21 protein-coding genes are annotated in these 24,527 nt (G+C 58.5%); 13 read left to right on the top strand and 8 right to left on the bottom strand.

Translation table 11 applies throughout. The features are described 5' to 3' along the window. The first annotated feature begins 56 nt into the window (after positions 1-56). From IEY47_RS06180 to nudC, 6 genes are all read left to right on the top strand, one after another. The gene (locus IEY47_RS06180) at positions 57-821 is read left to right on the top strand and encodes a class I SAM-dependent methyltransferase (protein ID WP_188982274.1); all 765 of its coding nucleotides are present in this window, start codon (positions 57-59) and stop codon (positions 819-821) included. Continuing rightward, positions 818-1,270, top strand: a complete 453-nt coding sequence (gene rnhA, locus IEY47_RS06175) for a ribonuclease HI (protein WP_188982273.1) — start codon at positions 818-820, stop codon at positions 1,268-1,270. The genes IEY47_RS06180 and rnhA overlap by 4 nt, the downstream gene beginning before the upstream one ends. Before the next feature lie 125 nt (positions 1,271-1,395). Continuing rightward, a complete protein-coding gene (dnaQ, locus tag IEY47_RS06170) occupies positions 1,396-2,145 on the top strand; it encodes a DNA polymerase III subunit epsilon (protein WP_188982272.1) in 750 nt (249 codons plus the stop codon). Positions 2,146-2,239: 94 nt separating this feature from the next. Further along, positions 2,240-4,495, top strand: a complete 2,256-nt coding sequence (gene ldcA, locus IEY47_RS06165) for an Orn/Lys/Arg family decarboxylase (protein WP_188982271.1) — start codon at positions 2,240-2,242, stop codon at positions 4,493-4,495. 204 nt (positions 4,496-4,699) lie between these two features. Beyond that, complete coding sequence (locus IEY47_RS06160; protein WP_188982270.1) at positions 4,700-6,349, top strand: FimL-related protein; 1,650 nt, start codon at positions 4,700-4,702, stop codon at positions 6,347-6,349. Further along, the gene (gene nudC, locus IEY47_RS06155) at positions 6,346-7,182 is read left to right on the top strand and encodes an NAD(+) diphosphatase (RefSeq protein WP_229779253.1); all 837 of its coding nucleotides are present in this window, start codon (positions 6,346-6,348) and stop codon (positions 7,180-7,182) included. The genes IEY47_RS06160 and nudC overlap by 4 nt, the downstream gene beginning before the upstream one ends. 127 nt (positions 7,183-7,309) lie before the next feature. On the opposite strand, the gene IEY47_RS06150 is transcribed toward nudC, so the two are convergent. Further along, positions 7,310-7,624, bottom strand: a complete 315-nt coding sequence (locus IEY47_RS06150; RefSeq protein ID WP_188982269.1) for an SCP2 sterol-binding domain-containing protein — start codon at positions 7,622-7,624, stop codon at positions 7,310-7,312. 208 nt (positions 7,625-7,832) lie between these two features. On the opposite strand from IEY47_RS06150, the gene sohB reads away from it, so the two are divergent. Further along, positions 7,833-8,852, top strand: coding sequence for a protease SohB (gene sohB / locus IEY47_RS06145; RefSeq protein ID WP_188982268.1), 1,020 nt, complete (start codon positions 7,833-7,835; stop codon positions 8,850-8,852). A 9-nt stretch (positions 8,853-8,861) separates the two neighbouring features. Further along, positions 8,862-9,857 carry a YhdH/YhfP family quinone oxidoreductase gene (locus tag IEY47_RS06140; RefSeq protein ID WP_188982267.1) on the top strand — a complete coding sequence of 332 codons (996 nt, stop codon included), beginning with the start codon at positions 8,862-8,864 and terminating at the stop codon, positions 9,855-9,857. 57 nt (positions 9,858-9,914) lie between these two features. Here IEY47_RS06140 and IEY47_RS06135 read toward each other — a convergent pair whose 3' ends face one another. From IEY47_RS06135 to IEY47_RS06115, 5 genes are all read right to left on the bottom strand, one after another. Then, complete coding sequence (locus IEY47_RS06135) at positions 9,915-10,415, bottom strand: DUF934 domain-containing protein (protein WP_188982266.1); 501 nt, start codon at positions 10,413-10,415, stop codon at positions 9,915-9,917. Beyond that, complete coding sequence (locus tag IEY47_RS06130; RefSeq protein WP_188982265.1) at positions 10,399-12,057, bottom strand: nitrite/sulfite reductase; 1,659 nt, start codon at positions 12,055-12,057, stop codon at positions 10,399-10,401. The genes IEY47_RS06135 and IEY47_RS06130 overlap by 17 nt, the downstream gene beginning before the upstream one ends. Positions 12,058-12,317: 260 nt before the next feature. Beyond that, positions 12,318-13,838, bottom strand: coding sequence for a tripartite tricarboxylate transporter permease (locus IEY47_RS06125; protein WP_188982264.1), 1,521 nt, complete (start codon positions 13,836-13,838; stop codon positions 12,318-12,320). Positions 13,839-13,849: 11 nt separating this feature from the next. After that, a complete protein-coding gene (locus tag IEY47_RS06120; RefSeq protein ID WP_188982263.1) occupies positions 13,850-14,335 on the bottom strand; it encodes a tripartite tricarboxylate transporter TctB family protein in 486 nt (161 codons plus the stop codon). A gap of 58 nt (positions 14,336-14,393) precedes the next feature. Continuing rightward, positions 14,394-15,374, bottom strand: a complete 981-nt coding sequence (locus tag IEY47_RS06115) for a tripartite tricarboxylate transporter substrate binding protein (RefSeq protein ID WP_188982262.1) — start codon at positions 15,372-15,374, stop codon at positions 14,394-14,396. Between the two features lie 445 nt (positions 15,375-15,819). Between IEY47_RS06115 and IEY47_RS06110 the strand changes: the two genes are divergently transcribed. After that, on the top strand, positions 15,820-17,229 hold the full coding sequence (locus tag IEY47_RS06110) for an FAD-binding oxidoreductase (RefSeq protein ID WP_188982261.1): 1,410 nt from the start codon (positions 15,820-15,822) through the stop codon (positions 17,227-17,229). 31 nt (positions 17,230-17,260) lie between these two features. On the opposite strand, the gene IEY47_RS06105 is transcribed toward IEY47_RS06110, so the two are convergent. After that, positions 17,261-18,013 (bottom strand): FadR/GntR family transcriptional regulator, encoded by a 753-nt coding sequence (locus IEY47_RS06105; RefSeq protein WP_188982260.1) that lies wholly within the window; start codon positions 18,011-18,013, stop codon positions 17,261-17,263. Between the two features lie 153 nt (positions 18,014-18,166). Further along, the gene (locus IEY47_RS06100; RefSeq protein WP_188982259.1) at positions 18,167-19,906 is read right to left on the bottom strand and encodes an IlvD/Edd family dehydratase; all 1,740 of its coding nucleotides are present in this window, start codon (positions 19,904-19,906) and stop codon (positions 18,167-18,169) included. Positions 19,907-20,074: 168 nt separating this feature from the next. Here IEY47_RS06100 and IEY47_RS06095 point away from each other — a divergent pair, with 168 nt between their 5' ends. The 4 genes from IEY47_RS06095 to IEY47_RS06080 all read left to right on the top strand — a co-directional run bounded on the left by IEY47_RS06095 (position 20,075) and on the right by IEY47_RS06080 (position 24,471). Continuing rightward, positions 20,075-21,388: an MFS transporter gene (locus IEY47_RS06095; RefSeq protein ID WP_188982258.1), complete on the top strand. Its 1,314-nt coding sequence runs from the start codon at positions 20,075-20,077 to the stop codon at positions 21,386-21,388. Positions 21,389-21,646: 258 nt separating this feature from the next. Further along, positions 21,647-22,522: an SMP-30/gluconolactonase/LRE family protein gene (locus IEY47_RS06090; RefSeq protein ID WP_188982257.1), complete on the top strand. Its 876-nt coding sequence runs from the start codon at positions 21,647-21,649 to the stop codon at positions 22,520-22,522. Between the two features lie 52 nt (positions 22,523-22,574). Next, a complete protein-coding gene (locus IEY47_RS06085) occupies positions 22,575-23,393 on the top strand; it encodes an SDR family oxidoreductase (protein ID WP_188982256.1) in 819 nt (272 codons plus the stop codon). A 70-nt stretch (positions 23,394-23,463) separates the two neighbouring features. Beyond that, a complete protein-coding gene (locus tag IEY47_RS06080; protein ID WP_188982255.1) occupies positions 23,464-24,471 on the top strand; it encodes a substrate-binding domain-containing protein in 1,008 nt (335 codons plus the stop codon). Positions 24,472-24,527: the final 56 nt, after the last annotated feature.

The raw sequence follows: 24,527 nt of genomic DNA, 5'->3' as shown, positions 1-24,527 counted from the left end.
CCATCGTGGGATGACGCGGTTGTTGCTCCAAAACCCTTCGGCGAGAGGAATCGTCCATGACCGAACAAGCGTTTGCCCAGGCCGACCCACAATGGCTCGCACTGACAGAACGCGCACGCGAGTGGTTCGAGGGGCCGCTTGGGCACTTTCTTCTGGAGCAGGAACGGACGGAAGTCGAGCAGGAGCTTGCGCGGTACTTTGGTGGATACATGGTCCACTACGGCCCGGCTGCTGCGGCGCCGCCCCGGGCACCGCAGATTCAGCGTTGCGTCCGGCTTGGTGCGCCGCTACCTGGTGTGGAGATTGCCTGCGAAGAACAAGCCTGGCCGCTCTGCGAGCATGCGGCTGACGTCATCGTCATGCAGCATGGCCTAGACTTTTCACTTTCGCCCCATGCGCTGTTGCGCGAGGCTGCACGCAGCGTGAGGCCGGGTGGGCACCTGTTGATCGTTGGCGTCAATCCGTGGAGCAGCTGGGGCGTTCGGCGCACGTTTTCCAAAGGCATTTATAGGAAGGCTCGCTGTATCTCGGCGAATCGCGTGAGTGACTGGCTCAACTTGCTCGGGTTTGCGCTGGAGCGTCGCCGATACGGCTGTTATCGACCGCCGTTTTCCTCGGAAAAGTGGCAGAACCGGCTGCTTGGTATGGAGAGTTGGGGCGAAACGCTGCAAGGCACGGGCGCAGGCTATTACGTGCTGGTTGCGCGCAAATTGGTGATGGGCCTACGCCCGCTGCGCCCGCAACGCAGAGAAACCATGGGCAAACTGTTACCCTTGCCGGTCGCTAAGGTTAGCCGCAGAGATACCGAGCCGTTCAAATGAGTGATGATGTTGTTGAGATTTATACCGATGGTGCCTGCAAGGGTAACCCAGGCCCTGGCGGATGGGGCGCCTGGCTGCGCTACAAAGGAAGCGAGCGTGAGCTTTGGGGCGGGGAAAATGACACGACCAATAATCGGATGGAGCTGACGGCCGCCATTCGCGCATTGGAAGCGCTTAACCGTTCCTGTCAGGTCCGGCTGATCACTGACTCGGAGTACGTGATGAAGGGTATCGGCGAATGGATGCCCAATTGGAAAAAGCGCGGTTGGAAAACGGCTGCCAAGCAACCCGTCAAAAATGCGGATCTCTGGCAACAGCTCGACGCACAGGTCGGACGCCATCAGGTCGAGTGGCAATGGGTGCGCGGCCATACCGGGCATCCAGGCAATGAACGCGCGGATTTGCTGGCCAATCGTGGCGTTGTCGAGGCACGCCAGAACATCGCCTGACCGACGAGTGCGCAAGGCGCGGCGGATCATTCCGTGGTCGCGTGTTACATTTTTTCAACGTCCGGCGCCAAGGGCGCTCCCTGGTTGGCTTGGGCGGATAAAACAGTAGGTTCGATAAGCGGAATATGAGTGAACAGTTAGCCAACAGATATGTCGTTCTGGACACTGAAACGACCGGTATGCCGGTGACCGATGGGCATCGTGTCATCGAAATCGGTGGCGTCGAGATTATCGGGCGGCGTCTGACGGGACGGCACTTTCATGTCTATCTACAACCGGATCGCGAAATCGACGAAGGTGCCATCGCGGTTCACGGTATTACCAATGATGACCTGATCGGTAAGCCGCGCTTCAAGGATATCGCCGACGAGTTCTTCGATTTCATTGAAGGCGCGCAGCTGGTGATCCATAACGCGGCGTTCGACGTGGGCTTTATCAATGCGGAATTCGCCCAGGCGGGCCAGACCCATCGCGCCGACATCGCGCAACATTGCACGGTGCTCGACTCGCTGGCGATGGCTCGTGAGCGCCATCCAGGGCAGCGAAACAGTCTGGACGCGCTCTGCAAACGTTATGGAATAGACAACTCCGGCCGCGTTTTGCACGGCGCTTTGCTCGACTCGGAGATCCTGGCTGACGTTTACCTGGCCATGACCGGTGGGCAAACGCATTTGTCATTGGCGGGAGAAGGCGCCGACAGCGACGGTTCCGGACGCACTGTCGCCAGTCCTATACGACGACTGCCCGCCGATCGTCCGCGCACCACCGTCATCGTTGCCAATGACGACGAGATGGCCGCGCACAGCGTTCGCCTTGCCGCTATCGAGAAGGCCGCCGGCTCTGTGCTCTGGGCCAAATGGGATGCCGAAGCCTAGGCTTGAAACGGGACTGCGCCGAGATAAATCTGGACGATCGATTCGGCAAGTAGGCGAACCTGCCGAAATCCACGCCCTGTATAGGATTGTCAGCATGTACAAAGACTTGAAGTTTTCAGTACTGATCGTCCATCGGGATATCAAAGCCGACACCGTTGCCGGCGAGCGGGTTAGGGGAATCGCTGAAGAACTCGAGCGCGACGGATTCTCTATCCTGTTGACTGCGAGTTCGGCAGAAGGGCGAATCGTTGCTTCCACTCACCACGGACTTGCCTGCATTCTCGTTGCGGCTGAGGGCGCGGGTGACGACCGCCGGCTGCTGCAGGACATGGTCGAAATCATCCGAAGCGCTCGTGTGCGCGCCCCCCAGGTGCCTATTTTCGCACTGGGTGAACAGGTCACCATCGAAAACGCGCCTGCCGAAGCAATGGCCGATCTCAATCAGCTGCGCGGATTGTTGTACCTGTTCGAAGACACCGTGCCCTTCCTCGCGCGCCAGGTGTCCCGTGCAGCCCGAAACTACCTCGCGGGCCTTCTGCCTCCGTTCTTCAAGGCGCTGGTCGAGCATACGTCGCAATCCAATTATTCGTGGCATACGCCGGGGCATGGCGGGGGTGTCGCGTTTCGTAAGAGTCCGGTAGGACAAGCCTTCCACCAGTTCTTCGGTGAGAACACGTTGCGCTCGGACCTTTCGGTGTCGGTACCCGAGCTGGGCTCACTGCTGGATCACACGGGCCCACTGGCTGAGTCGGAAGCGCGCGCAGCCCGTAACTTCGGCGCGGACCACACGTTCTTTGTAATCAACGGCACCTCGACAGCGAACAAAATCGTTTGGCACAGCATGGTTGCCCGCAATGACTTGGTGTTGGTGGATCGCAACTGTCACAAGTCTATCTTGCACGCGATCATCATGACTGGGGCCATCCCGCTGTATCTGCTACCGGAGCGCAATGCCCTCGGAATCATCGGGCCGATTCCGCTCGCCGAATTCAGTCGGGCGTCCATTGAGGCCAAGATAGCGGCCAGCCCGCTTGCGCGCGGTCGTGCGCCCAAGATCAAACTGGCCGTGGTAACCAACTCCACCTATGACGGGCTGTGCTACAACGCTGAACTCATTCGGCGCGAGCTTTCCGGTACGGTCGAGGTCCTGCACTTCGATGAGGCGTGGTACGCCTACGCGGCTTTTCATGCGTTCTACGCGGGTCGCTTCGGCATGGGGCCGACGTCCGTGGAGAATGCACCACTGACGTTCTCGACACATTCGACGCATAAACTCCTCGCCGCCTTCAGTCAGGCGTCGATGATCCATGTGCAGGATGGCGGGGTGAGGGCGCTCGATCGTGACCGATTCAACGAAGCGTTCATGATGCATACCTCGACTTCGCCCCAATACAGCATCCTGGCCTCGCTGGATGTAGCGTCGGCGATGATGGAAGGGCCCGCTGGACGCTCGCTCATCCAAGAAACGTTCGACGAGGCGCTGAGTTTCCGCCGGGCACTGGCGAACCTTGGAAGCAGCTTCGCAGCCGATGACTGGTGGTTCTCGATCTGGCAACCCGCCGACGTGAATGGCGCTGATGAAGTGGCGACTGCGGACTGGGTGCTCGCGCCGGATGCTGATTGGCACGGCTTTTCCGACGTCACCGAAGACTACGCGCTACTGGACCCGATCAAGGTAACACTGGCAATGCCGGGCCTAACCGCGCGAGGTCGGCTCGACGACCGCGGTATTCCGGCCGCAGTCGTCAGCAAGTTTCTGTGGGAACGCGGCTTGGTGGTCGAGAAAACTGGGCTGTATTCGTTTCTCGTGTTGTTCTCGATGGGTATCACCAAGGGCAAGTGGAGCACGCTGCTGACCGAACTGCTCGAGTTCAAGCGCAGCTATGACAGCAATGCGCTGCTGACGGACGTATTGCCCTCGGTCGCGCGTATCGGTGCGGGCCGCTACGACACGCTTGGCCTACGCGATCTGTGCGATCGGCTGCACGATTTCTACCGGGAGAACGGGACCGCGAAGGTCATGAAACGCATGTACACCGCACTCCCCGAGATCGCCATGACACCTGCTGATGCGTACGACAAGCTCGTTAAGGGTGAAGTAGAGGCCGTCCCTGTCGAAGCGCTGCAAGGCCGGGTCGCCGCAGTCATGCTTGTGCCTTATCCGCCCGGTATACCGCTGATCATGCCGGGGGAGCGTTTTACCGACGCGACTCAGTCGATCATCGACTATCTAGCGTTCGCCGAGCATTTCGACGAACGTTTCCCAGGCTTCGATGCCGACGTGCACGGGCTGGAAATAACCTCGGACGGTGACCGAAGGGTCAATACTGTCGATTGCGTCATTGAGTGATAGGCGGCACGTCTCAGAGCATTAGATGCATTTCGCATCCGTTGCGCTGTTGCTATAGTCATCGACCGTGAGATGCCGTTCACTTCTTCGGGCCGCTTGCGCCGAGCGGTTCGCTGTTTCTGTATTCATCGACAGACACGCCGTCTCTTTTATCTCGAGTCGTGGAGATCCGACTCGTTGTCGTGCTGAAAGGAGTTAGCTGACATGATGGGCTCGCCTATCGAACTGGTACGCCAAGGCTTATACGAAACCATCGCTCAGACTGAAAACAGTCTGGAGCGCTTCATCCTCGACCGAGAGGATGGGCTTCCGCTGCAGGAAGCCATCGATGGCTTGCAACAGATTCGCGGCATCCTGGACGTCATTGAGTTGGCAAGCGCGCAATTGCTGGTGCAGGAAATGATGCGCCTCGCAATGGGGATTCCGGCAGGCGCTGGAGAAGACCGTAATGAGCAGCTTGCGGCCCTTGGCGCGGGGCTGCACATCCTACGCCGCCACCTTGAAAGCCTCGACTCGCGTTATACCAGTGCCCCGGAGTTGCTTCTGCCGGCCATCAATAACGTTCGGACGTCCGGCGGCATGACGCCACTTCCAGAGAGTTTTTTCTTTAGCGTGCCGATGGATAAGAGCCGACCCAGCGCGCTCGCGAAAGCCGTGAGTCCAGATGCGTATAAGGATCTGCCTCGTCTACGGCACATGTATCAGATCGGGCTTCTCGGCGTCTGTCGCAGCGAAGATACCCAAGCAAGCCTCCAGCTAATGGAACGCGCCCTGGTACGGCTGCAAGACAGTTTTGAATCAGAGCCTGCGGTTCGCTTGTGCTGGATTGCCGCGGCGGCGCTCGAATCGCTACGCGAAGGTAAATTGCTCTCCCGCACCACGCGCAAGATGATGCTTGCGCAAGTCGACCGGCAAGTTCGCGCCTGTATTGGTAACAGTGCTCATGAGGCTCCCGGCGGATTATTGAAAGACTTGCTATACCTCGTTGCACTGTCCGATGCGTCAGGCCCACGCAGCGTCGAGCTACGCGACGTCTTCAAACTGCCTGCCTTGCCCTTTAGTGACCACGAGCTCGAAGCGGAATATGCCCGGCTCGCCGAGCCCGGGCAGGAGGTGATGCGTAGCCTTGCCTCGGCGATCGGCGAAGAAGTTTCCGGGATCAAAGACCTTTTGGACCTGATCGAGCGGGGCGTGGCCGACGCTGAAGGGCTTACTGAACTCGTGACCCGCGTTACTCGCTTGGCGAAAACGCTGGAGATGGTCGATCTTCGTAGTGAATCAGAATCGTTGATGACACGTGTACATGCGTTGATGCCCGATAACGAGACAATCATGGCGCCAAACGCGCCTGCAGACCTTGCGCATGCGTTACTGGATATCGAGGGGCAGATTTCTCGCATGGAGCGCGAAAATATCTCGTCTTCATCGCTTGAAGCTGCCGACGCGTTGCTTTCGAATCAACTCGTTACCGCTCGGGAGTCGGTTTTAAGCGAGGCGCTCAATGGTCTGGCGCGCACGCGGAGTGCTATCAGTACCTTTATGGATACCCAAGGTGATCAGCAGTATTTGACTGGCGTTCCAGAAACGCTGCAGGCGGTACGCGGTGGATTTTGGTTTTTGGGCGAGCAACGTGCGGCAGAGTTGGTTTCTTCATGCGAAGACTTCATCCGGACTCGCATGCTCGAAGGGCATAGCCTTCCCGCGGTCCGGACGATGGAAGCACTGGCTGATGCGCTCACGAGTCTTGAATACTTTCTTGAGTCAGGCAGTCATGGTCGCCAATTGAGGCCACGAATCCTTGATCTGGCGGCTGAGAGCGTTCAGACCTTGTACGAGGAGGCAGCTGCGGCTTGAAGCTCAACGTGTGGAAACCCGCTTGGTTGGACTCTGAAACGCCGGGTGGGAAAGCCTTGGTTCACAGCCCGGAGGGGTTTCTCGTTGGGTCGGAAGGCGTGCTATTCGACCGGGCATGGCTGTCTACGCTGGATTTGCCTCGAGCAGAGCTGCAAGGGATTGGTACGTACGATGGCATAGATATCTTCGTCTATGAACTAGATAGCGCGGTCGTTATCAGCGATACCGAGTGGTCGCCGCTTAGGCCACTGATGATGAACGCGGTAGATGGACATGCTTATCGAATGTTGGTCTATGCGGCTCAAATCGCGACGTGGATGCGTCATCATCGCTTTTGTGGGCACTGCGGCACAGCAACGTTGGGCATTAACGGCGAGCGGGCGAGGGGATGTCCAGCCTGTGGCTTGCGGCAATATCCACGCATATCGCCCAGCATGATCGTTCTCGTGACACGTGGCGATGACGTCTTGCTCGCTCGGTCGCCACGCTTTTTACCAGGGGTCTACAGCACGCTTGCAGGTTTCGTCGAGCCAGGCGAAACCATCGAGGAGTGCGTACATCGCGAGGTTTCCGAAGAGGTCGGTGTTCAGGTGCGAAACCTGAAATACCTCGCGAGCCAGAGTTGGCCCTTTCCTCATTCGCTGATGCTTGGCTTCCACGCGGAATACGAAGGCGGGGATATCGTCTTACAGCCGGAGGAAATCGAGGATGCGCAGTGGTTCTCGCTGCGTGACTTGCCACAACTGCCCGGACCGATGAGCATTTCCCGCTACCTCATCGACACCTATCGGGCTGGTCGCATGGGCGAGGAAAAGCCATCGTTGCCGCGTTAAACGATGCGCCGATCGAGTAGAACGACCCGTTCGATCGACGCCAAACAACGTGCAAAACAACTGCCGACGCTCACGCAATTGGGAAAGCGCCGGGGGACCGCTTTTAGAGGCGCTATACGTTGCCGTCTTAGCGTGGGAATAGCTCACCCAGCTTCATAGCCAGCATCATGTCACCTTCCGTGCGCAACCGGCCGCTCATGAAGGCCTGCATACCGTCGGTTTCGCCACTGACGATGCCACGAAGCGTCTCGGTATCCATGATCAAGGTGACGTTAGGATCCGCAGCGTCGCCTTCGACCAGATCACACGTGCTGTCTTTGACGGCGAGGTAGTAGTTCTCGCCATCTTCGAGATTGAACTGGAAAATCAGGTCAAGGCCCGCTGCGGCACTTGGATTGAAGCGCGATTGCAGTTTTTGAGTGACTTCAGCGACAGTGCTCACATTGATCTCCTTGATAGCGAAGGGTTCGGCCAAGCCGAACATCGAGCGAGCGTAGGGTGGACGCAGGCGCCGTGTCAATGTGCGTTCATACGTTTGTTTGAAAGGGCGAACCGGTACGTCGAGCCCGCCACGCTGGCTGCCTTGAAGACGCCCCGGTATGCTGCTTGCGGTACCAGACACCAGATCGAACTAGCCTAAGGGGTCATACGTGGAGTTTCTAGCGGAATATGCCGGCTTTCTAGCCCGCACAGTCACGATCGTCGTGGCGATTCTGATTATCGTGGCAGTCATCGCTGCGCTACGCGGTCGGGGACGTCGCGCGTCGGGCGGCCACCTTGATGTACTCAAGCTCAATGACTTTTACAAAGACCTCCGCCACCGCCTGGAACAGACCCTTCTGGACAAAGACAAGCTGAAGGCCCTGCGCAAAGCGGAAACGAAAGCCGCCAAACAGGCGAAGAAGGAAGACGCCAAGCCGCGGGTGTTCGTGCTTGATTTCGATGGCGATATCAAAGCGTCAGCGACTGAGCACCTCCGACACGAAATCACGGCTTTGCTCGAACTCGCGACACCGCGTGATGAGGTGGTCGTACGCCTAGAAAGCGGTGGTGGCATGGTCCATAGCTACGGCTTGGCGGCGTCCCAATTGGCGCGCATACGCAAGGCCGGCATTCCCCTCACCGTATGCGTCGATAAGGTCGCCGCCAGCGGTGGATACATGATGGCTTGTATCGGCAATAAGATTCTGAGCGCGCCATTTGCCATCCTTGGCTCGATCGGTGTCGTGGCGCAGTTACCAAACGTGCACCGTCTGCTCAAGAAGCATGACGTCGATTTCGAAGTGCTAACCGCGGGTGAATACAAGCGCACGCTTACAGTTTTCGGTGAAAACACCGAGAAAGGCCGAGAGAAATTTCAGGAAGATCTGGAGTCTACTCATGAGTTGTTCAAGAACTTCGTGGCGGGCTACCGCCCGCAGTTGTCGATTGATGACGTCGCAACGGGTGAAGTGTGGCTAGGCCAGGCTGCGCTTGGTAAGCAATTGGTGGACGAATTACGGACGAGTGACGAATATCTTGCGGAGCGCGCTGGGGACGCCGAACTGTTCCAGTTGCGCTATGTCGAGAAGAAGAGTCTGCCAGAGCGTTTCGGCGTTGCCGCTAGCGGGGTGCTGGACCGTACGCTGCTGACATGGTTGAGCCGTTTTCACCAACAGCGTTTTTGGTAAGGAGGTTTCATGGCGCAGTCGTTCAAAGCGTTTCGCGTGACCGAGGGCGCACACGACACCTTCGACCAAGGCATCGTCGAACGGAGGGTGGATGATCTTCCACCCAACGATCTCCTCATCCGTGTGCAGTATTCCTCGCTTAATTACAAAGATGCCTTGTCGGCTACCGGAAACAAGGGTGTTACGCGTCATTATCCCCACACGCCGGGGATCGACGCCGCCGGCGTAGTGGAGCAGGCGAACGGCGGCGATTTCGCACCCGGCGACGAGGTGATCGTCACCGGTTACGATTTGGGGATGGATACACCCGGCGGTTTCGGCCAGTACATTCGCATCCCATCTTCTTGGGCGATCAAGCGACCAAAGGGCTTATCGCTGCGGGAGGCCATGATTCTCGGAACGGCCGGACTGACAGCTGCCTTATGTGTCGACAAGCTCGAACACATGGGTATCGATCCGCACGCTGGGCCTGTTCTTGTCACAGGCGCGTCTGGAGGCGTCGGTACGGTCGCTGTCGCGTTACTTGCTCGCCTGGGGTACACCGTAGCGGCGTCCACCGGCAAGCAGGAGCAAGCCGCGTTTTTGCACACGCTCGGCGCGCGTCAGATACTCGATCGTGCCACGGCGGAAGATGGCAAAGGTAAGCCGCTCCTCAACGAGTATTGGGCGGGCGCAATCGATACCGTCGGTGGCGATATCCTATTCAACGTCGTGAAGTCCCTGCAGCATGGCGCCAGCGTTGCGTGCTGTGGCCTGACGGCGGGGGCCAAGTTTGAAGCCAGCGTGTTGCCGTTCATTCTTCGCGGTGTAAACCTGTTGGGTGTGGATTCGGTCGAGTTGCCCTTGGTCGCGAAGGCGTCCATGTGGGACAAGCTTTCCCTGCAATGGAAGCTCGACAACCTGGAGACGCTGGCCACGGAAATTACGCTGCCAGAATTGCCAGGTGCGATCAGTCATATGTTGGCGGGACGCCAGGTCGGGCGCGTCTTAGTCAACCTTTCCTAAGTCGAGACTACAGAAGCAGAATCCCGCCATTGCGGCGGGATCCAATAGACTCTGACATCAGGCGTTTCGACGCCTGAAAAGTGGAAGCGGTTGGTCCGCTGCAGCCTGATAGGAGTCGGAGAAATCCTGCAGGCTTTGCAAGGCATCGTAGGGATCACGGTCGGGTCGGACGGCATAGGCATCGAAACCGCAGCGCTTCATGAAAAACAGCTGGTCTCGCAGAACGTCCCCAATCGCACGGACTTCGCCTTTATAGCCATAGCGCTCGCGCAGGAGTCGCGCAGTCGAAAAGTGCCGACCATCCGTGAATACCGGAAAATTCAACGCGATCACCTGAAAGCGATCCAGCTGCTCAGCAATCTCTTCGATTTCTTCGCCCGCATCCAGCCAAACGCCCAGCCCACCGTCGCGTGCCCTTAGTGCATGCCCGTGTTCCAGCCATAGCGATAGCGGAACGATGACGTCGTCACTGTTGGACAGGGTCGCCAGGTCGGCGTCCTTAGGGAGCAGGTGCCAGCTCTCATCGACGACCTGATCGTTCTTAATGATTCGCTGCATAAACGCGCTCCTTGAATGGATCGATGCCGATACGGCGGAAGGTATCGATGAAGCGTTCTTCCTCGGTACGGCGTTCGACGTACACATCGATGACCTTACCAATGACGTCCGGCATATCGTCCTGCGCGAACGATGGGCCGAGGATCTGGCCAAGCGATGCGTCACGTGCGGAGCTGCCGCCCAGGGACACCTGGTAGAACTCCTGACCCTTCTTGTCCACACCCAGAATGCCGATGTGCCCGACATGGTGGTGGCCACAGGCGTTCATGCATCCAGAGATGTTCAGGTCGATGTCACCGAGATCGAACAGGTAATCCAGGTTATCGAAACGGCGCTGTATGGATTCAGCGACCGGGATCGACTTGGCATTAGCCAACGAGCAGAAGTCGCCACCTGGGCAGCAGATCATGTCGGTCAACAGGCCGATGTTTGGAGAAGCGAAGCCGTTCTCGCGCAGCTCGTTCCACAGGTCGAATAGCGATTGCTGTTCCACGTCAGCGAGAATGATGTTCTGGTTATGACTGTTGCGCACTTCACCGAAGCTATAGCGGTCGGCGAGATCGGCGATGACATCCAGCTGTTTGTCGGTGACGTCTCCTGGGGCGACGCCTGTGGGCTTCAGCGACAAGGTGACCGCCGCGTAGCCAGGCTTCTTGTGCAGCACGACGTTGCGTGAGCGCCAGCGCGCGAAACCCGGGTGCTCGCGATCGAGCCCCTCCAGGCGTTCATTTTCGTCAACTAGCGCACGGTAGTCTGGATCCACGAAGAACTGCGCCACGCGCTGGACCTCGGCATCGTCCAGCGTCGTTGGGCCGTCTTTCAGATGGGTCCACTCCGCGTCCACGCGTTCCGCGAACACCTCAGGGGTCAGTGCCTTGACCAGAATCTTGATGCGCGCCTTGAACTTGTTGTCCCGTCGACCATAGCGGTTGTAAACCCGAATGATCGCTTCGAGATAGCTCAACAGGTGCTGCCAGGGCAGGAACTCATTGATGAAGCTGCCGACGATCGGCGTTCGCCCCAACCCCCCACCTACGGACACCCGGAAGCCCAATTCGCCGGCAGCGTTCTTCACCGCTTCCAGCCCGATGTCATGGACCTCGATCGCGGCACGGTCTTGCGCGGCGCCATTGACCGCGATCTTGAACTTGCGGGGAAGGTGGGCGAATTCCGGATGGAACGTGGACCACTGCCGAATCAGCTCGCACCACGGTCGCGGATCGATCACCTCATCGCGCGCAACGCCGGCGAACTGATCGGTCGTCGTGTTGCGGATACAGTTGCCGCTGGTCTGAATCGCGTGCATTTGCACCGTCGCAAGCTCAGCGAGAATATCCGGAACGTCTTCAAGATCCGGCCAGTTGAGCTGGACGTTTTGCCGGGTGCTGATGTGCGCGTAACCCTTATCGTAATCGCGCGCGATCTGCGCGAGCTTGCGAACCTGGCGCGACGAAAGCAGGCCGTACGGAACGGCAATTCGCAGCATAGGTGCGTAGCGTTGGATATAAAGTCCATTCTGCAATCGCAGCGGGCGGAATTCTTCGTCAGACAGTTCGCCTGCAAGGTAGCGGCGTGTCTGATCTCTGAACTGTTTGACGCGATCCTCGACGATGCGCTGATCGTATGAGTCGTAAACGTACATTGGGTGATCCTGTCAGTCAGGCGGTTACTGCCATGCGCCCACGGTTTGCGCATGCGAGGCATGTATTTATTGTGCGAGTTCTACGACTCGATCCACGAATCCGAACATACCCGGAAGGGTGTCGAAACATAGCAGTTCGGCTTTATGAGGAGAAGTGAAGAATAAATATATGGTCATCAGGATTGCTAATAAGGAAAGTGCAATTTCGGGCACAAAAAAGCCGGATGCAAGTGTCCGGCTTTTTCGAATGCCTCGGCGGCTCAGGTACGCAGTATCTGGTCCACCGAACTCTTCTTCACCCGCATGGCGCTGTAGACATGCCAGAGGATGAAGGCTACTGCCAATCCGAGGAACACCGCAGCGATGGGGTTCTGAAGGAACGCGAAGAAGTTGCCGTTCGACAGCATCAGACCGCGCCGCAAGTTGGTTTCCGCCATTGGCCCAAGAATGAAGCCGATGATGAACGGCGCCGGTGGTATTCCCGCTTTCACGAAGCCATAGCCCAGCAGACCGAACAGCAGGATCGACCAGACATCGAAGATGCGGCTCGACAAGCCAAAGGCGCCGACGACGCAAAGGACCAGAATGATCGGTAGCAAGATATGCTTCGGCACGTCCAGGAGCTTGATGAAGATCCGCAGGCCGTAGAACTCCATGAACAGCATCATGAATGTCGCGACGATGAGCGCAGCGAAAATGGTGTACACCAACGGGCCCTGGCTGATGAACAGCAGCGGGCCCGGTTGGATGCCATGGATTAGGAACCCACCGAGCATGATCGCTGTGACGGTGTCGCCGGGAATTCCGAGGGTCATAAGCGGAAGCATCGCGCCGCCGATACCTGCGTTGTTCGCGGTCTCGCTGGCTACGACGCCGCCAATGTTGCCTTTACCGTAGGTCTCTGGGTTCTTCGCACGCTTCTTCGAGATGATATAGGAAACGATATTCGAGGTGCCTGCCCCAATGCCAGGCAGAATGCCGATGCCGAGCCCGATGAAGCCTGAGCGAGTTGCATTCGGAATTTGCTCGCGAAACTCCTTCATCGAAAAGCCAAAGCCTTTGATGTTTTTCATGCTGACCGACCGCGCTTTGCCCTGGCTCGCCGTCCGACCGGTTTCGGCAACCTTGATAATTTCCGCTACGGCGAACATCCCGATCATCACCGTCAACATGGCAAAGCCGCCGTTGAGCTCGGCAAAATCGAAGGTGAATCGTCTGATGGCATCGACAGGGGCGATACCCACGGTCGATACGGCAAAGCCAAGCGCGCCCGCGAACAACCCTTTCACCATTGAGCCGGTGGAAAGTGTCGCTATCAACGTGAGAGAGAAGACCGCAATAGCGAAATATTCATGTGGACCGAAACGCAACGCGACTTTCGCAAGCTGAGGAGCGAGGAACATGAGTGCCGCGATACTGAAGATCGTACCCAAGAATGAGAAAACGATGCCGATACCGAGAGCCTTGACGCCGTGCCCTTGTTCCATCAGCGGACCGCCGTCGAACACGGTAGCGATGGAGGAGGGTGTCCCTGGAATCTTGAGCAAAATGGCTGATATCAAACCGCCGGAGGTTGCGCCAATAAAAAGCGCCACCAGCAGCGACAGGCCCGCCTGAGGTCCCATCGTGAAGGTAAGCGGCAAGCACAGCGCGACCGCCATGGTCGCCGAAAGCCCCGGCACCGCACCGAACACGATACCGACAGCTACCCCTATGGCCATAAGGATAAGAATCTGAGCCGAGAATACGGCTCCGAAACCAGCCGCAAGTAGATCTAACATGAGGATGGCTCCTAGAAATTCAGCAGGCCGGACGGCAGCAAGAGGTCGAAGGCTTCCCGAAACAAGAAGTAAATGACGACCGATGTAGCGACGGCGATTGCGGCATAAGCGATGTGGTTAGCCTTTTGTGTCACTGGCGTGAGCACGAGGAACTGCAGGTACAGGTACACCACGGTCATGATCAGAAAGCCCACGTGTTGCAGCAAAGCGACGTAGCCTGCAATCAGGGCGAGGGTCACGATGACCGTTTTTACGCTGATGGTTTCAGGTGCGCCTTCACCTTCTTCGCTGGTGCCTTCCACGGCTTGAGGTGCCTTGAACACCGTTACCAGATGGAGCAGGCCGAGGACGCACAGGGTCGTGGCCAGCAGATAAGGTACGAAGGTCGCGTCGATCCCATCGTGGCTCGGTAGCCGTGCGGTGAGAACCAGGTAAACGACCCCGACGGCGAGCATGACAGCGCCGATGATCAACTCTTTCTTTTTGTTTGCAGCCATCTAGCACCTCTACGGATAGCACGCATCAAATGGCCGCCCCGAAAGGCGGCCATTCCAATCACTTCGATTGACGCAGTTCGTCTTTGAATTGCATGAACTCTTCGCGGGTTTTTGCAAGCACCGCTTTCGCGTCCTCGGTGCCGTAATAGGCAACAGGCTGCTTGAATTTCTTCAGCTCTTCGGCGTACTCAGGCTTTTCCGAGATCTGCTTCATCACGTCAGCCATTTTCGCGATGATTGCGGGATCGGTACCCTTTGGAAACGCAACGACATAAGGCTTGTCGATCACGAAGTCGACGCCTTGCTCCTTGAAGGTCTTCACGTCACCCAGCAGCGGGTTGCGCTCTGCGTTGGGCTGGCCGATAGCGACCATCTGGCCGCCATTTACGTAATCTTGAACGGAGCCGTAGCTGATCGCACCCAGGCCAATACGGCCGCCGAGCAGGGCAACGACTTTCTCGGAAACGGTGCCCGCGTCGACCATTTTGAGTTTGACGCCTGCGAGCTTCTCGAACATCAGGCCCTGAATGTGGGAAAAGCTGCCCATCTCGGTGCCGTAGACCACCGCTTTGGGATCTGCTTTAACCTTCTCGACCAGTTCCTTCACATCATTTACGCCAGCATCTTTGGACGCAACGAAGATCGCGCCTTTGTCCACCCCTGCGATACAGGCGATATCGAACGTCTCGTAGCTATCGGGTGATAGGCCGGCCACCTCGTTGACGATGAGCTGCCCAGGGTGAGTGAAAAGGATGGTGTTGCCGTCCGCAGCAGCGCCTTTCACTTGTTCGGCTGCAAGCGTGCCGCCACCGCCGGCGACGTTGGTGACGACCATATTCTTGCCGGTGATTTCATTGAAGTATTTCGCCATCAACCGCGCATTGAAGTCGGTATCACCACCAGGGTTGGCAATAACGACGACTTGAACGGGCCGAGTCGGCCACTTCACGTCATCGGCTGCCATCACGCTGGAATGCATGCCTATGGTTCCAAACGCCGTCATAGCGGACAGCAAAGTGGCTCGGATCATTTTTTTCATTGGTGTACTCCGATGGTGAAGAAACGGCCTAGGCCGTAGGGGAAAATGCGGCACGCAGACATCACTCGATAACACGATGGGTCAACGAGAAGATCATGCTCATGAGAAGTTGCGCTAGACGGAAACGGGAACGCAGGCGGGACGAGAGCCGCTGTGCGGTGGCGGTGGCGGTGGGATAGCCGAGGGCAGGTCATTGCTTGTGTCCCGTTGTATTTTTTATGGGATAGACATCCGTCAAGCGATGCGAAGGATGTTGTCATACGACTTAGGCCATTTTGATACCAATTGGCGCCGTGCTGTCAATGTGATTTACACGAAATGGCTCAAAAAGGGCCCGTCTTGATTGCGATTCGGCTGCTGACAACTACAGAGATACGATGACGTACCAGATCGCATAAGTTATTGTCCGGCACATAAAAACAAATTTCTACGCAGGAGCGCCCGCATGCATGACGAAACGTTACTGGATCGTATAGTCGGAATCGTCGGCCCGAACGGAGTTGTCAGAGAGGCCGACAAAAGTGCATACGAATCGGATTGGCGAGGCGCTTATAACGGTGTCGCCAGGTTCGTCGTGAGACCTGCTAATACAGCGGAGGTGTCCCAGGTAGTGACGCTATGCAGCGAAGCGGGTATCGCTATCGTTCCTCAGGGCGGTAATACCGGTTTATGCGGTGGCGCGGTGCCGGACGATTCCGCCTCGCAGATCGTACTGTCCCTCACGCGTATGAATCGAGTGCGCGCCGTTGATCCTGACAACGACACGATCACGGTGGAAGCAGGCGTGATCCTGAAACACTTGCAGGATTTAGCAGAGGAAGCCGGGCGATTCTTTCCGCTGTCACTCGGCGCGGAAGGCAGTTGCACCATCGGCGGCAACCTTGCCACTAATGCAGGGGGAACCGCCGTATTGCGTTATGGGAATATGCGGGAACTGACGCTAGGCATTGAGGCGGTCCTCCCCGATGGAACGGTGTGGCATGGCTTGAGAGCGCTGCGAAAGGACAACACCGGGTACGATCTCAAGCAGCTTTTTATTGGAGCTGAAGGCACACTCGGCGTCATTACCGCCGCGGTGCTGCGAATGTTTCCTCGCCCGAAATCAATCGCGACCGCTTGGGTAGCGCTTTCCGAGACATCCGCCGCTATTCGATTGATTCGCCGTATCCAGTCGCTATGTGGTGATCGGCTGACTGGGTTTGAGTTGATGTCTGCGCAAAGCGTCGAATTCGTCACCCGTCATCTCCCAGGGTGCAAAAATCCACTCGAACATGCCGCGCCCTGGTATGCCCTTATCGAACTCAGTGACACGCAAACCGAGGCGAGGCTGGGCGACTTACTCGAAGAGGGGCTGGCTGGCGCATTCGACGCAGGTGACGTGCAGGACGCTGTCGTCGCCAATAGCGAAACTCAAGTCGAAGCGCTGTGGGCACTGCGTGAAGGTATCTCCGAGGCGCAGAACCACGAGGGTCCAAGCCTGAAGCACGACATCAGTATCGCGGTCAGCCAGATTCCTGCCTTCATCGAGAAAGCCGATGCGCGCCTGAACGCACTGCTTCCAAAGGTGAGGTTGGTGACGTACGGGCACGTAGGAGACGGCAACCTGCACTACAACGTGAGCAAGCCTGTCGATGTGACGGCGGAGGCGTTCAAGGAGCACGCTTCAGCGATCACCGATGCCATCTATGAAGTGACGGCATCGTTCGATGGCAGTATCAGTGCCGAACATGGGATCGGTATCGCCAAGCGCGAGGCCGCTAAGCGGCACAAGGACCCCATCGAGCTAGGCATCATGCGCGCGCTGAAAAATACACTCGACCCGAAAGGCCTGATGAATCCAGGCAAGATGCTATGAATGCCATGAACACGAGCGCCACTACGGACGGCTAACCGATGTCTTGATCCGCCGGGGCAGGGGCGCCTGGCCGTTCACTCGCGACTACCGCATCGAGCGCCATGCGGGTGTCTTCAAGCTGTACCAGGGAGGCCTGGTGCGCCGCCAGCGCATCGCGATGCTTGATGGCGGTCAGGATCGCTTTATGCCGTGGCAAGGTTAGCGCCTGTAGGTTCGGTCGATTGCTGGAAAAACGAATCGATTCGCGAAGGGCGATCGACAACATGTTGCTGAGATAGACGAGCAGGTCGTTGTGTGTGGCCTCCGCCACGCTGCGGTGAAAATCTAGGTCTGGCTGGAGCATCTCCTCTCTTGTCGTCGCTAACTCCATGCGTCGGTAAGCGTCTTCGATTGCGGCGATATCGTCTGGATTGGCGGTGGTGGCGGCCAGTGAGCACACGGACGGCTCGATGATGCGGCGGACACCGACGAGGGTGCTGAAGAATTCGCTGTGGGGCGTGCTTTCGACGAGCCAATAAAGCACGTCCGGATCAAGCAGGTGCCAATCCTTACGGGGCCGTACAAGCGTGCCTACCCGCGGCTTCGACACCGCCAGCCCCTTGGCGACCAGCACGCGGATGGCCTCCCGTACCACAGGGCGACTGACGCCGTATTGCTCGCAAAGCTCGGCTTCGAGGGGCACCTTCTCATCGGGTTTCAACTCGCCAGAAACGATGCGTTTACCCAACTCCTGGACGATATTGGCGTGGCGGCTCTTGCGGGGCTGGGGTCGCTTGTAGTCCATGGGGCCAGTTCGATTCGAGAAAGTAAGCGATCATAACATCCGATGTCGCAGGCCTCGGTGGCGCTTCAAGAGAACAATCGCTTTAGCATGCGGGATATCGAAATGGGCGCTTATTCGGACTTGATATCCCGCAGTGCAGCGAAGGTATGCGCGTCAGTGGGAATGTCGAGGCACCTCCGATCCACGGCAGCCGACCAGGAAATCGAAATCGCAGCCTTCGTCGGCCTGTAGCACATGGTCGATATACAACCGTCGATAGCCGCCATCCCAGGCAAGTGCCTCAGGCGCGGGAATGTCCTGCAGGCGCGCAGCCAACTCCTCGGCGCTCACTTCCAGATTCAGTACGCCGGCATAGGCATCGAGTTCGATGATGTCGCCATTGCGGACCGCAGCCAGCGGGCCGCCCGCCGCGGCTTCAGGGGCAACGTGCAACACGACCGTTCCGTAAGCGGTGCCGCTCATACGTGCGTCGGAAATACGCACCATGTCAGTAATGCCCTTGGCCAGGAGCTTCGGTGGCAGGCCCATGTTGCCGACCTCGGCCATGCCCGGGTAGCCCTTCGGTCCTGCATTCTTCAAGACGAGTACGCAGGTCTCGTCGACATCCAGTTCCGGGTCGGCGATACGCGCTTTGTAGTCGTCGAAATTTTCGAACACCACCGCGCGTCCGCGATGACGCATGAGCTCGGCCGTCGCCGCAGAGGGCTTCAAGACAGCGCCTTTCGGCGCAAGATTGCCGCGTAGCACACAGATGCCACCGTCGTCGCGAATGGGGTTATCGAGTGTCCGAATCACCTCGTCCTTGCCGTAGATGGGGGCGCTGGCGCAGTTCTCCCACAGCGTTCGGCCATTGACCGTCAGCGCTTCGGGGTGCGGCAACAATCCACCCTCGCCAAGCCGACGTATGACCGCGGGTAAGCCGCCATCGTAGTAGAACTCTTCCATCAGGAAGCGCCCGGACGGTTGCAGGTCGACGATAGTGGGCGTGCCGCGACCTACACGCGTCCAGTCTTCCAGGTTCAGGTCCACGCCAATGCGGCCCGCGATGGCTTTCAGGTGGATCACGGCATTGGTCGACCCGCCTATCGCTGCATTCACTTTGATCGCGTTCTCGAACGCTTCTCGAGTGAGAACCTTCGATAAACGCAGATCCTCGTGGGCCATCTCGACGATACGCATGCCGGACAAGTGCGCCAGGACGTAACGCCGCGCATCCACTGCTGGAATTGCGGCGTTATGGGGGAGGGAGGTACCCAGCGCCTCGGCCATGCACGCCATGGTCGAGGCCGTGCCCATGGTGTTGCAGGTACCGGCTGAACGTGACATTCCGGCCTCGGCAGAGAGGAATTCGTCCAGGTCGATCAAGCCACCTTTGTAGGCCTCGTGCATTTGCCAAACGATCGTTCCGGCACCGATATCCCGCCCGCGATGTTTGCCATTCAACATCGGGCCACCGGTGACCACGATCGCGGGGACATCGCAACTAGCAGCGCCCATGAGCAGTGCTGGCGTGGTCTTGTCGCAGCCGGTGAGAAGCACCACGGCGTCCACCGGATTGCCGCGGATGGCTTCCTCTACATCCATGCTGGCGAGATTGCGTGTCAGCATCGCGGTAGGGCGCAGATTGGATTCTCCATTGGAGAAGACGGGAAACTCGACCGGATAGCCTCCAGCCTCAAGCACGCCTTTCTTCACATGCTCGGCGATCTTGCGAAAGTGGGCATTGCAGGGGGTTAGCTCGGACCAGGTATTGCAAATACCGATGATCGGCTTGCCTTGGAATTCATGGTCAGGAATGCCCTGATTTTTCATCCAGCTCCGGTACATGAAGCCGTTCTTGTCTGTGGTGCCAAACCACGCCGCAGAGCGGAAGGGACGCTTTTGCTGGGTCATAACGAACTCGCTTCTTGTATTACTAATTTGAGTTTGTAGCGCGAATGTACGCTTTGAAATTGTCTTTTAGAAGGGTTGTTGCTTAAAAAGTATTACTTTAAAGTCCGCCCAAGTTGGCTTACCGCCATCAGTTGTTCGGTCCAAACAAAAACAATGGAGACCCGCAACATGACCTCCGAAGCGCAGCTGATCCGCCGGATCACGCTCAAGCTCATTCCGTTTCTCGTCGTGCTGTACCTGATCGCCTATATCGATCGTTCCGCCGTGGGCTTCGCCAAGCTGCACATGGGCGCGGACGTGGGCATTGGTGATGCCGCCTATGGCCTGGGTGCCGGCCTTTTCTTCATCGGCTACTTCCTGTTCGAGGTCCCGAGCAATCTCATGCTCGAGCGCTTCGGTGCACGGCGGTGGTTCGCGCGGATCTTGATCACCTGGGGCCTCATCACCATGGCGATGGCGCTGATCCAGGGCCCCTACAGCTTCTACGCGCTACGCTTTCTGCTCGGGGTCGCGGAAGCCGGATTCTTCCCGGGCGTTCTCTACTACCTCACCAAGTGGTACCCCATACGCCACCGCGGGAAAATCATGGGTCTATTCGTCCTTTCCCAGCCGATCGCAATGGTCGTGACCGGGCCGCTCTCCGGCGCGCTGCTAGGGCTCGACGGCATGGCGGGCCTGCATGGTTGGCAGTGGTTGTTCATCATGATCGGGGCGCCGGCAGTGCTGCTGGCGTGGCCCACCTTGCGCTTCCTGCCGGACTCACCCGCCAAGGTGAGCTGGCTTAGTGAAGACGAGAAACGCTGGCTGGCAGACGAGTTACGCAAGGATGAGCGCGACTACGCGCAGACCCGCCACGGCAATCCATTGCAAGCGCTCAAGGACCGCCGTGTGCTCTTGCTCGCTTTGTACTACTTGCCCGTCACATTGAGCATCTACGGCCTCGGGCTCTGGTTGCCAACCATCCTCAAGCAATTTGGCGGCAGCGATCTCACGACGGGTTTTCTGTCTTCGGTTCCCTACCTCTTTGGCATCATCGGCCTACTCATTGTCCCGCGTAGCTCGGATCGCCTGAACGATCGGTACGGCCACCTCGCGGTGCTCTACGCCCTGGGCGCGACCGCCATGGCCCTCAGCGCCTGGCTCAGCGTACCCGTGCTTCAACTGGCGGCGTTGTCGCTCGTTGCGTTCAGTCTGTTTTCGATCACCGCACTGTTCTGGACACTACCCGGGCGGTTCTTCGTCGGCGCCAGCGCCGCAGCAGGGATTGCCCTGATCAACTCCGTGGGCAACCTGGGTGGTTATCTAGGTCCGTTCGGCATCGGCGCGCTCAAGGAATACACCGGGCAGATGAGCTCGGGGTTGTACTTCCTGGCACTCGTGCTGGTGTTTGGGCTTTTCCTGACCGCCGTGGTGTACCAGCGCCTGGAGCGTCGCCAGGCACGCACTGATATGACGGATAGCGCGCAGCATGGACGTATCTGATGGTTCGCACGCGGCTCCGAAGCGCGCTGACCAAGTTCGTCGGCGAACGCCCGACACCCTCGGAACCGCGTCCCAGGGGATTGCCACTCATCACTCGGACCATGCCGTGCCGAATATGGTGATTTACAAGGTGCCTCGCATGTCCATGAATGACCGACACGCTCAGCGAGGATCGCGGTTTTTTTCGTAGCAAAAACGATAAAGCGGACTAACCTCAACGATTCATCGATCGACAAAAACAACAACGAGGATGACGGCATGCAGTGGCAACAATGGGTGCCCGAACAGTTCGCCCTAGGCGAAGGCCCCTTTTGGGATACACGAACAGCATCGCTGTTCTGGGTCGACATCATCGGACGACGCGCATGCCGCTGCGTAAACGGCAGTCTCCAAGCCTGGCAACTACCTGAGGTCGTCTCCGCATTCATTCCGACGCAAGCGGGTGACGCCTTGGTCACGCTACCCAGCGGCGTATACCGGCTCGACCTGCAATCGCCGTCTGACCTGCCTGCCTTACGGCTGTTTTGCGTCGCTGACACGGTCGCGGGCAACCGACCCAACGAGGCGCGCTGCGATCCTGAAGGGAACCTGTGGCTTGGCAGCATGCAGAACAACATTGCCGAGGATGGCTCGGATCTTCCGGTCGAGCGCCGGTCAGGCGGACTGTTTCGTATCGACCCCGAAGGCAATGTCGCGACCCTGACAACAGGGCTGGGGATCGCCAACACGCTGCTTTGGACTGACGACGGCGACGTGCTCTTCAGCGACACGCTCGACGGTGTGATCTACGCCGCCCAGGTCCACCACGGTGTAGATCTCGGCCCGCAGCGTATTTGGGCCAAAACCCATGAGCGCGGAGCCCCTGATGGTTCCGCCATGGACGCCGAAGGCTACGTGTGGAATGCCCGTTGGGGTGGCGGCTGCGTGCTTCGGTTCGCACCGGACGGCAGCCTCGATCGCGTCGTCGAATTGCCCGTCACGTATCCCACCAGTTGCGTTTTCGGCGGGCCGGACCTCACTCAGCTGTTCGTGACCAGCGCACGTCCCGGGGGCGCCACGGGAGCCCTCGACGGGTGCGTACTCGTGACGGAGCTCGATGTGCCAGGTCGGCACTGCCACCGCTTCGCAGGCTGATTCCAGAATTGCCGGCGCTGCCGGCGCCAGCAGGACAGAAGGAGTGCAAGCAATGGCGTTACCTTTGACCCTCCCGCCCGTGCCCGAACCGCAGCGTGGGGAGCGATTGAAAGACAAGGTAGTGGTAATCACCGGTGGCGCCCAAGGAATAGGGGAAGCCATCGTGGCCTGTTTCCAGGCGCAGAAGGCGAAGGTCATCGCATGTGATATCCAGGGAGCGAAGGTCGAAAGCGTGGCGGTCCATTGGCGAGAGCAGGGTGGCGACGTGCATGGGATGCGCGCGGACGTCACCCAACAGACGGACCTGGACGCCGTTATGAATTCGGCCATCGAGCGCCATGGGCGCATCGATGTTCTGGTGAACTGTGCGGGCGTCAACGTCTTCCGCGACCCCCTCACCATGACTGACGAGGACTGGCGTCGCTGCTTCGCCATTGACCTCGACGGCGTCTGGTTCGGATGTCGCGCCGCTTTGCCACACATGCTGACCCAGGGTGCTGGGAATATCGTCAATATCGCCTCGGTCCATTCCACCAACATCATTCCAGGTTGTTTTCCGTATCCGGTCGCCAAGCACGGGCTCCTGGGATTGACCCGCGCGCTTGGCGTGGAATACGCCCCCAAGGGCATCCGCGTGAATGCCATCGCGCCGGGCTACATCGAGACGCAGCTCAACGTGGATTACTGGAACGGTTTCGACGACCCACACGCCGAACGCCGACGCGCGCTGGATATGCATCCGCCAAAACGCATCGGTCAGCCAATCGAAGTGGCGATGACCACGCTGTTTCTCGCGACCGACGAGGCGCCCTTCATCAATGCGTCCTGCATCACCATCGATGGCGGTCGCTCCGTGCTGTACCACGACTGAGTAACGTGACTGGCCGCCACCGGTGCGGCATGCCTGTTGATCGATCGATAACAACAAAGGAGATCACCCGATGTTCATTTCCCGCCGTATCGCAAATCGCCTTCTCTGCAGTACCGCTTTGGCCGTTGGCCTCGCCGGTTTCAGTGCGGGCACCGTGGCCGAAGAGGTCAAGATTGGTTTTTTGGTGAAACAGCCCGAGGAGCCCTGGTTCCAGACCGAATGGGCGTATGCCGAAAAAGCCGGTAAGGAGAAAGGCTTCACCGTCTTGAAGATCGCGGTACCCGATGGCGAAAAAACGCTCGCCGCCATCGACAGCCTGGCCGCGAACGGAGCCAAAGGGTTCGTAATCTGCACCCCGGACGTGGCGCTCGGTCCGGCCATCGTGGCCAAGGCCGAGCTCAATGATCTCAAGGTCATGGCGGTGGACGACCGCTTCGTCGATGCGCAGGGCAATTTCATGGAAGACGTGCCCTACATGGGCATGGCGGCGTTCGAAGTGGGCGAGCAGCAGGGCGAAGCGATGGCTGCAGAAGCCAAGCAGCGCGGCTGGGAATGGAAGGAAACCTACGCTGTGATCAACACCTATAACGAGCTCGACACGGGTAAACAGCGCACGGATGGTTCGGTCGCCGCACTTAAAGCTGCGGGTTTCCCTGAGAGCCAGATTCTCTTCGCGCCGCAGAAGACCCTGGACGTTCCCGGCAGTATGGATTCGACCTCCGCAGCGCTGGTGAAACTGCCTCAGGGTGCGAAGAACCTGATCATCGGAGGGATGAACGACAACACCGTCCTGGGCGGCGTGCGGGCCACCGAAAGTGCAGGGTTCAAAGCCGCGAATGTGATCGGTATCGGCATCAACGGTACCGACGCCATTGGCGAACTGAAGAAACCCGACAGCGGCTTCTTCGGCTCAATGTTGCCTAGCCCGCACATCGAGGGCTACGAAACGGCGCGCATGATGTTCGAGTGGGTCACCGCGGGCACGGAGCCGCCCAAGTACACCGCGATGGATGAGGTGACGCTGATCACGCGCGAGAACTTCCAGGCCGAACTGGAAAAGATCGGTCTTTGGCAGTGAGCGCGCCACGCGCGGCAACGCGCGTGCGCAATATCCGCTAGTACCCGCTTTCTACG

The sequence above is a fragment of the Pseudomonas matsuisoli genome, assembly GCF_014647635.1.
Taxonomy (GTDB): domain Bacteria; phylum Pseudomonadota; class Gammaproteobacteria; order Pseudomonadales; family Pseudomonadaceae; genus Pseudomonas_P; species Pseudomonas_P matsuisoli.
Note: the sequence above shows the minus strand (reverse complement) of the source record. Positions and strands in the feature narration are given on the sequence as shown.